General features: G+C 64.3%; 7 protein-coding genes. 1 reads left to right on the top strand and 6 read right to left on the bottom strand.

The annotated features are described in order from the left end of the window. The 6 genes from G3O01_RS43690 to G3O01_RS43665 all read right to left on the bottom strand — a co-directional run. The coding region (locus G3O01_RS43690) for a hypothetical protein (protein WP_205813701.1) at nucleotides 1-834 on the bottom strand (834 nt) is incomplete at its 3' end. Nucleotides 835-986: 152 nt separating this feature from the next. After that, nucleotides 987-1,160 carry a hypothetical protein gene (locus G3O01_RS43685; RefSeq protein WP_205813700.1) on the bottom strand — a complete coding sequence of 58 codons (174 nt, stop codon included), beginning with the start codon at nucleotides 1,158-1,160 and terminating at the stop codon, nucleotides 987-989. An 89-nt stretch (nucleotides 1,161-1,249) separates the two neighbouring features. Continuing rightward, nucleotides 1,250-3,079 (bottom strand): diguanylate cyclase, encoded by a 1,830-nt coding sequence (locus G3O01_RS43680; RefSeq protein WP_205813699.1) that lies wholly within the window; start codon nucleotides 3,077-3,079, stop codon nucleotides 1,250-1,252. Then, nucleotides 3,079-4,191: an extracellular solute-binding protein gene (locus tag G3O01_RS43675; protein ID WP_205813698.1), complete on the bottom strand. Its 1,113-nt coding sequence runs from the start codon at nucleotides 4,189-4,191 to the stop codon at nucleotides 3,079-3,081. The genes G3O01_RS43680 and G3O01_RS43675 overlap by 1 nt, the downstream gene beginning before the upstream one ends. Before the next feature lie 498 nt (nucleotides 4,192-4,689). Further along, nucleotides 4,690-6,207 carry a HAMP domain-containing sensor histidine kinase gene (locus G3O01_RS43670; protein WP_205813697.1) on the bottom strand — a complete coding sequence of 506 codons (1,518 nt, stop codon included), beginning with the start codon at nucleotides 6,205-6,207 and terminating at the stop codon, nucleotides 4,690-4,692. Next, complete coding sequence (locus tag G3O01_RS43665; RefSeq protein ID WP_205813696.1) at nucleotides 6,204-6,935, bottom strand: response regulator transcription factor; 732 nt, start codon at nucleotides 6,933-6,935, stop codon at nucleotides 6,204-6,206. The genes G3O01_RS43670 and G3O01_RS43665 overlap by 4 nt, the downstream gene beginning before the upstream one ends. A 191-nt stretch (nucleotides 6,936-7,126) precedes the next feature. Here G3O01_RS43665 and msrB point away from each other — a divergent pair, with 191 nt between their 5' ends. Continuing rightward, nucleotides 7,127-7,669, top strand: coding sequence for a peptide-methionine (R)-S-oxide reductase MsrB (msrB, locus tag G3O01_RS43660; protein WP_205813695.1), 543 nt, complete (start codon nucleotides 7,127-7,129; stop codon nucleotides 7,667-7,669). Nucleotides 7,670-7,695: the final 26 nt, after the last annotated feature.

Genomic DNA, 7,695 nt, shown 5'->3' with positions numbered 1-7,695 from the left:
GACGACAGCAGGCGGCGGGACCACTACCGGCGGCGGCACGACCACCGCCGCGCCGACCGTCGTCGTCCCTGTCACCACAGCCGTGCCGCCCGTCGTGACCACGCCGCCGTGCACGACCGTGCCGCTCGTCGTCACCGTATTGCCGTGCGTGCCCGTCGCGCTGCCCGACGTGACGACGACACCCGGCGCGACGCTCGTTGCGCTGCCCGAATGCGTGACCGTGCCGCCGTTGCTGCCCGATACCGTCCCCGAGCGCGAGCAGGTCCAACCGCCGCAATTCGTCGACGCCGAATGGTTATACGTGTTGCCGTTGCCGCCCGTCACCGTACCCGACGAAGAGTACTGACCGGCGCCGTTGCGCGTCACTTCGCCCGACGTCGAAGCCGTCTTGCCATCCGAGCCCGTCATCGAACCCGTGTGCGAGCAGGTGCCACTCGCGCAGCTGGTGTCGCCCGAATGCTGGACCGAGCGGCCGTTCGGACCATAAGCCGTACCCGAATTCGAGAACTGGCCGGGCGCCGTGCGCGTGACGCTGCCCGAATTGCTCGCTATACCGCCGTAAGGGCCGGCCACGCCGCCCGCGTGATTGCAGGTGCCACCGCTGCAGTAGCCGCCATGCGCGCCGTTGTATTCGCCGCGTGACGTGTACGCGGTGCCGTGGCCGTACCAGCCGGCAAACGCGGGCACGCTGACGAGCGACGCGCTGGCGCCGATCAGCGTCGCCGCCGCCGCGAGCGCGACGCGGCGCGAAATGCCGCGCGAAGCGGATGCACATGCAGACGAACGATTCAGCAGACCAGACAACGAGGAGAAGAATTGCGAGCGGGTTTTCACGGCAGTGTCCTTCACGGTTCGGGCCACTTCGCAGATGCAGTGTGGCGACGGAATGAATCGTAGAAGAACGGCCCGCCCAAGTCATTTCATAAACTATGTCGGGAAATGTCACGGCGGCAGGCAAAAACTGCCTGCGCCGTGAGAAGAAAACGCTATGAAGAACGGTCGCGGCCACGCGTACGGGTCGCCCCCGTGACCACGCCGATGCCGAGCAGAATGACGGCGACGATCAGCACGTAATGCTGCGCGACATGCATGCTGACGAGGGCCCACGACACGCCGCCAATGAAAATCAGCCAGCCGATCAGATAAATGGCCAGGGTCATCGGGTTCTCCTTTCCGCTTATGACGTGCAAGGTTTTTGCAAGAACCATGCCGCGCGGAAAAGCCAACGCCGCGAGTCTTTGTTCAGCCCTTATGCAATGACGTCAGCGCCGTCGTCGGCGGGCTCGACCTTTTCGGCGGCGCGCGCGCCCTTGCGCTTGCGGTCACGCTCGGCGCGAACATGCTGCATCTCGATCAACTCGCGATACGACAGCCACGCGCCGGAGCCGCCCGATTTCGCCGCATACATCGCAGCGTCCGCGTTGAGCAAAAGCGTTTCGGCGGAATCGCCGTCGGCAGGGAAATGGCTGATGCCGATACTCGCGCCGACCGCCATCGTCTGATCGGAAATGGTCAGTTCTTCGTCGAGCGTGCGCACGATGCGCGCGGCGATCGCGGGCGCCGCGTCGGCGGAGCGATCGCCTCTGACGAGCACGATAAATTCATCGCCACCGAGCCGCGCGACGAGATCACCCGTGTGCAGTACGCACTGCAGACGCTGCGCGACGAGCGCGAGCACGTCGTCGCCGACCGAATGGCCGTACTGATCGTTGATCTGCTTGAAGCGGTTCAGGTCGATGAACAGCACTGCGAGCCGGTCGCCGCTGCGGTGTGCGTTGTCGATCGCTTCCTGCAGTTTCTGCATGAAGAGCATCCGGTTCGGCAGACCCGTCAGGCCGTCGTGGCTCGCGAGATGCACGAGTTCGTGCTGCTTGCTGTGCAGCTCGTCCATCTGCACGCGGATCTCGCCACGCATGCGGTCGAAGCAGCGCGCGAGCACGCCGATTTCGTCGGTGCGCTTGAGCGGCAGCGCGTCCATCGTGTGTTCGGAGAAGAAATGCGTGGCGGCGTCCGCGAGCAGATGCAGCGGCCGCGTCAACGCGCGGGCGAACAGAATGGCGAGCAGGATCGCAAAACCACTGAAGATCAGCACCATTCGCACGATGCTGTTGCCCAGCATGTTCGCGCCGACCAGCACGTCATGCAGCGGTTTCGCCAGTCCGATCACGATGAAGCGATTGCCTTGCGATTCGCCGAACGGCCGGCGCACGAACGCAAATACATGGTCCGCCGCTTCCTTCGGCTGCGCGAGTCCGTTCATCAGCACGGGCTGCATCGACTGCTCGAACAGCGGTTTGGTGGATGCGAAACTGTCCTGCATGAACACGCGCCGGCCCTTGTCGAAGCCGAAGGTCTCCGACGGGTCCGGATGCACGAGGAAATCGCCCCATTCGTTCGCGAGATAGACCTGATAGTCGGCGGGCAGGTCAGCTTGCGACAGGCGTAGCAGGCTCGCCAGATCGACGTCGATCACCACCACACCGACCACCTCGCCGCGCGCATTGGCGACGGGCGTGCCGACCCGCAGCGTGGGCTTGCCCTCGGCCGCATGCGCGCCGTGCTCGTGATTCACGGCGATGGGCGATACGTAGACGCGCCCCGGCAGCATCGCGAGCGTATCGAACACATACGCGAACTGGCCTTTCTCCTGCAACGCGCTCTCGCGCACGCGCACCGCGCCGCCCGATTCGCGATCGATACGGATCAGCTCCAGCCCGTAATGATTGCGCGCGATCAGCCGCACCTGCAGATACTCGGGATGCTGCGCGATAAAGCTTGCGAACACCTGCGCGAGCCGGTCGCGCATCGGGTTTTCGAGCGACGCGCCGTCGTCGCTCACCGCGATCGTTGCGGCCGACGGCATCGTCGAGAGCACCAGCGCGTCCGCGGCGATGTCCTTGATCGCAGACGTAAAGCGCTGGCCGAGCAGTTCCGTCGACGTGAGCAGGCTGCGCTCCGCCTCGCGCACGAGCATGGTCCGGTTCGCGCGATACGCGTAGTAGCCCGTCGTGCCCGACGCGAGCACGCCGATCAGCGCGAGCAGCACGGAGAGCTTGAACGTGAGGCCGGGACGCATCATCAGAAACGCTCCGGACGGTCGCCCGACACGATGCGGCTCCACAACGCCTCGCGCCGGTCGATGTTCTCGACGGGTTCGATCCACAAAATGTGGCTCTTGTCGGTGTTTTCGGGTGCTTCCGTCAGCGTGTTCGCGAGGCCCTGGCGCTGCGTCAGCAGATGGCTGACGTCCGGCTCCAGCATGTAGTTGATCCACGCGAGCGCGAGCGGCCGGTTCGCCGCCGCGTTCGTCATCGACCAGCAATCGAGCCACGCGAGCACGCCTTCGTCGGGAATCACGTAGCCGACGTCGGCGCCCGCGCGGCGCAGCAATTCGAGCTGCTGCGTGCCGTAGTTGCCGAACATCAGCGCGACCTTGTGCTGCACGAAGTACGCGGCGGCTTCTTCCGGCAGGTTGTAGTACGTGAGCAGGTTGCGCCGCAGATCGATCAGCTTGCGCGTGATGGTCTGGACCTGCGTGCCGTTGAGCTGGAACGGATTCGGATAGCCGAGCGCGAGCGCCGTGAACGAGAAATTGTGCTGCGCGCTGTTGTAGTCGAGCACCTTGCCGCGATAGCGCGGATTCCACAGTTCGTTCATCGAATGCGGCGGGACGGTGACCTGCTTGCGGTCGTAGATCAGACCCATCGTCGAATACGTGAACGGTATCGCGTAGACGGCGCCCTTCTTCGTCAGTCCGTCGATCGACGAGAGCGCGCGAAAGCGCGGCAACTGGCGTTGTGTGTTCGGCAGGCTGCCAAGGTCGAGCGGCGCGAGCAGATCGTCGTGCGCGTAACGCTGGATTTCGGCCGTGTTGGCCGCGAGCACGTCGAAGCGCGGCTGCTTGCCCTCGTGCATCTTGTCCCACAGCGCTTCATCGGAGTCGACCAGCGTCACTTCGACTTTCGCGTGATAACGCGTTTCGAAGACTTTTACGACGTCGGGATCGGCGTAGCCCGGCCATGCGAGCACGCGCAGCACGTTGTCGGCTGCCGACGCCTGCGCGACCAGCACGCAGCAGCCGAAAAAAAGGATGACGGAGTCAAGCAACCGGCGTGGACGGACGAACGCGCACGCGATGCGGGCGGGCACGCCGCGCCGCAAGACACATGCATTCGAGTAGCACCACCGCATCTTGTCCGTCCTTATCGCGATCCGACTTCAATGCACTTCCAGGCACACCCAACGCAACATCGGCCGATGGCGACGATGCAGACGGGCATGCGAGGGAGCGGTGTTCGGTCGCTTGTGAATGACGCGCGACGCTATTCTTCAGAAGAAGGAATTGCAGTCTAGCTGAATCGCGCGCGCCAAAATATACCCTGTCGTGGTCTACACGCAGATAACGGCGCGAACGGCTGCTTCTTTAACGATTGGCGCGCGCTTTCTTTTCAAGCAGCGTTTCAGGAAATGACCGCGCTAAACGTGCACGCGGCGCGCGACAATATCATCACGCGTTTCAAACTGGTGTTTGTTTTTGCCTTGTTTTGCAGCACTTTTATGCAGATGCCACAGAAAATCGCGACGTGATGCAACGTCGTGCACGGCATCGTACGGATGGTTGATGACATTCGTTTGGTGCGGCAAGGTTCTGGCTTTTTAGCCGCGCAAACGTACACGTCGGCGCCTTCGCTACTGCACCGACGCCACCGCGCGGCCGCCCTTCTGCACAGTGCCGGCGGGATACAGTTCGAAGCAGAAGGTGGTGCCCGCGCCGTCACGTTCGACGAGCCGAATCTGGCTGTCGTGCAACTGCAGCATGCGCTGGACGATCAGCAGGCCGAGCCCGCCCCGATGCGCGCCGCCCGACGTGAACGCGCGCTGGAACAGACTCGCGCGCACTTCCGGCGACATGCCCGGCCCGGTATCGCTGACCGTCACCGCGACCTTGCCGTCGCGCACGGCAAGGTCGACATCGACCGCGCCGTTATCGGGCGTGTGGCGGATCGCGTTGTCGAGCAGATTGGTCAGCACGCGCTCGATCATGCCGAGGTCGGCAGTCACGTTCGGCAGGCGCGGTGCAATGCCCGCGCGCAGCTGGATATGGCGGGCTTCGGCGGAAAGCTCGAATTTCTGGAACACGTCCTGCAGCAGATCGACGAGTGAGAAATCTTCCAGCGCGAGCTGCACGTTGCCATGCTCCAGCCGCGCGAGTTCAAACAGCGACTGCGCGAGCCTGCCGACTTTCACGCTCTGCGCGAGTGCGATCGCGAGGTAGCGCTTGCGCTCGGCGTCGCTCAGCGTGTCCGACTTCATCGACAGCGTTTCGAGGTAGCCGTGCAGCGAGGTCAGCGGCGTGCGCAGGTCGTGCGAAATGTTCGCCACCAGTTCGCGCCGCTCCTGATCCTGCCGCGTCAGCTCGCGCCATTGCTGGCCGATGCGTTCGGACATCTGCGCGAAAGTCGACTCGAGCGTGGCGATTTCATCGCGCGAATTCGCAGGCGTGACACGCGGCGCATTCGCAATGGCGGGTGGCGTGTCCGGCTCGCCGTTCGCGTCGAACTTGCGCATGGCGTCCGTCAAACGCCGCAACGGCCGCGTGATCAGTCCGAACGCCATCAGACCTGCGACCAGTCCGAGCAGCGCGACGAGCGCCATCGACCACAACGTGGTGCGCAACACCGAACTGGCCGCGACGCGCGCGGCGAGCGCATCGTGCGCTTCGCCCTGCAGCACGACGTACAGGTATTCGGGCGGACGGCCGGCGGCTTGCGGCAGCAGCGCCGCGCTGAACACCTTGCGTCCGTCGACGCTGCGCGGGTCGTCGCCGAGTATCGGCAGCGGGTCGCCCGCGATGAACTGGCGCACGGGGCGCACGTCGACCTGCATGCGCTTCAGATGACCGGCGGGCGCGTCGTCACCTTCGATATGGCCATTCTGGTCGAGCAGATACACTTCGACGCTCGGATTGACCACCATCAGTTGCCCGAAAATCTCCCGTAGCGCCTCTTTGCGCGAGCCCTCGCCGCTATCGTCCGAGAGCGCCGGATTGTGCGCGATGTGTGCCGCCAGATCGCGCGACAGGCTCTGGATCACTTCCTTCTCGTGCAGGTCGCTGGAGCGGATCTGCAGCCACGCGGATGCACCGCAGCACGCGAGCAGCAGCACGGAAAACACCAGCGAGAGCCGCTGCGTCAATGACAGGTTCACGACGCGTCTCCCTCGTGCGCCGCAGGGTCGGCGACGAACTTGTAGCCGCGTCCCCAGACCGTCAGGATGCGCGTGGGCTGCGCCGGGTCCGCTTCGATCTTCGCGCGCAACCGGTTGATATGCGTGTTGACCGTATGCTCGTAGCCTTCGTGCTGATAGCCCCACACGGCGTTCAGCAGGTCCATGCGCGAGAACACCTTGCCCGGACGGCTCGCAAAAAAGTACAGCAGGTCGAACTCGCGCGGCGTCAGCTCGATCCGCTTGCCGTTGACGGTCGCTTCGCGCGTGAGCGGATCGATGAAAAGCCCGGCGAGATTCAGGCTGCCCGATTCCATGCGCGCGTCTTTTGCCATGGCATCGGCGCGCCGCAGCAGCGCTTTCACACGCGCGACCAGTTCGAGCACGGAAAACGGTTTGGCGAGGTAGTCGTCCGCGCCGAGTTCGAGGCCGAGAATGCGGTGCACCTCGCTCGAGCGCGCGCTGGTGATGATGATGGGCGTGTAGCGCGCCATCGCGCGGGCGCGCCGGCAGATTTCCAGCCCGTCGACGCCCGGCAGCATCAGATCGAGAATCAGCGCGTCCCAGTTGCCCTGCTCCAGCAGCCGCAAGCCTTCGTTGCCATCGGCGCTATGGACAACCTCGTAGCGTTCGTCCCGCAGATGCAGGCTCAGCACATTCGCAATGTCGACGTCGTCTTCGACGATCAGTACGCGCTTAGGGTGATCCATCGGCTCGCTTGGTTGAACAGGATGTGAACGCAGGGATTAAACGCTGCACTGCAACGTTTACAGCACTGACATTGTGCAGAATTTCCGGTCGCGGGGTTATCACAAATATTTTAAGTTTCCGTGAGGACCCTGATATCACGCGGGACTTACGCTACGGCCACGATCAATCGAGTCGCACCAGGGAGCACACGATGAAAAGCCGCAGACAGTTCATGTTATTGGGCGGCAGCGCGCTGGCCACGCTGGCGGCGCTCACGCACTGGCGCGCGTTTGCGGCGGGTTCGCCGGCGTCACCGGCGGCTTCGAACGCTCCGGAGGCGTCGGGCGCAATGGCCGCGCGCTTCGAAGTCATGCGCACCGACGCCCAGTGGCGCGCGCAGCTCACGCCCGCGCAGTATCACGTGCTGCGCGAGGAAGGCACCGAGCGCCCGTTCAGCAGCCCGCTGAACGACGAGCATCGCAGCGGCGTGTTCGCATGCGCGGGTTGCAGCCTCGAAGTGTTTTCGTCGCGCACGAAGTTCGATAGCCACACGGGCTGGCCGAGCTTCTGGGCGCCGCTCGAACACGCCGTCGCGACGCGGGAGGACGGCTCGTGGGGCATGGTGCGCACGGAAGTGCACTGCCGGCGCTGCGGCGGCCATCTCGGCCATGTCTTCGACGACGGCCCGAAGCCGACGGGCCTGCGCTACTGCATGAACGGCCTCGCGATGACCTTTGCGCCACGCGCGGCCTGAAGCTTTCGCTAAAAGACCTCATTTCG

The sequence above is a fragment of the Burkholderia sp. Ac-20365 genome, assembly GCF_017104715.1.
Lineage (GTDB): Bacteria > Pseudomonadota > Gammaproteobacteria > Burkholderiales > Burkholderiaceae > Paraburkholderia.
This window is presented reverse-complemented; position numbering and strand designations above follow the sequence as displayed.

What these genes read in the sequence shown, in the direction of transcription:
- G3O01_RS43685 (WP_205813700.1), bottom strand. Translation starts at nt 1,160, where the DNA reads ATGACCCTGGCCATTTATCTGATCGGCTGGCTGATTTTCATTGGCGGC.
- G3O01_RS43680 (WP_205813699.1), bottom strand. Translation starts at nt 3,079, where the DNA reads ATGATGCGTCCCGGCCTCACGTTCAAGCTCTCCGTGCTGCTCGCGCTG.
- G3O01_RS43675 (WP_205813698.1), bottom strand. Translation starts at nt 4,191, where the DNA reads ATGCGGTGGTGCTACTCGAATGCATGTGTCTTGCGGCGCGGCGTGCCC.
- G3O01_RS43665 (WP_205813696.1), bottom strand. Translation starts at nt 6,935, where the DNA reads ATGGATCACCCTAAGCGCGTACTGATCGTCGAAGACGACGTCGACATT.
- msrB (WP_205813695.1), top strand. Translation starts at nt 7,127, where the DNA reads ATGAAAAGCCGCAGACAGTTCATGTTATTGGGCGGCAGCGCGCTGGCC.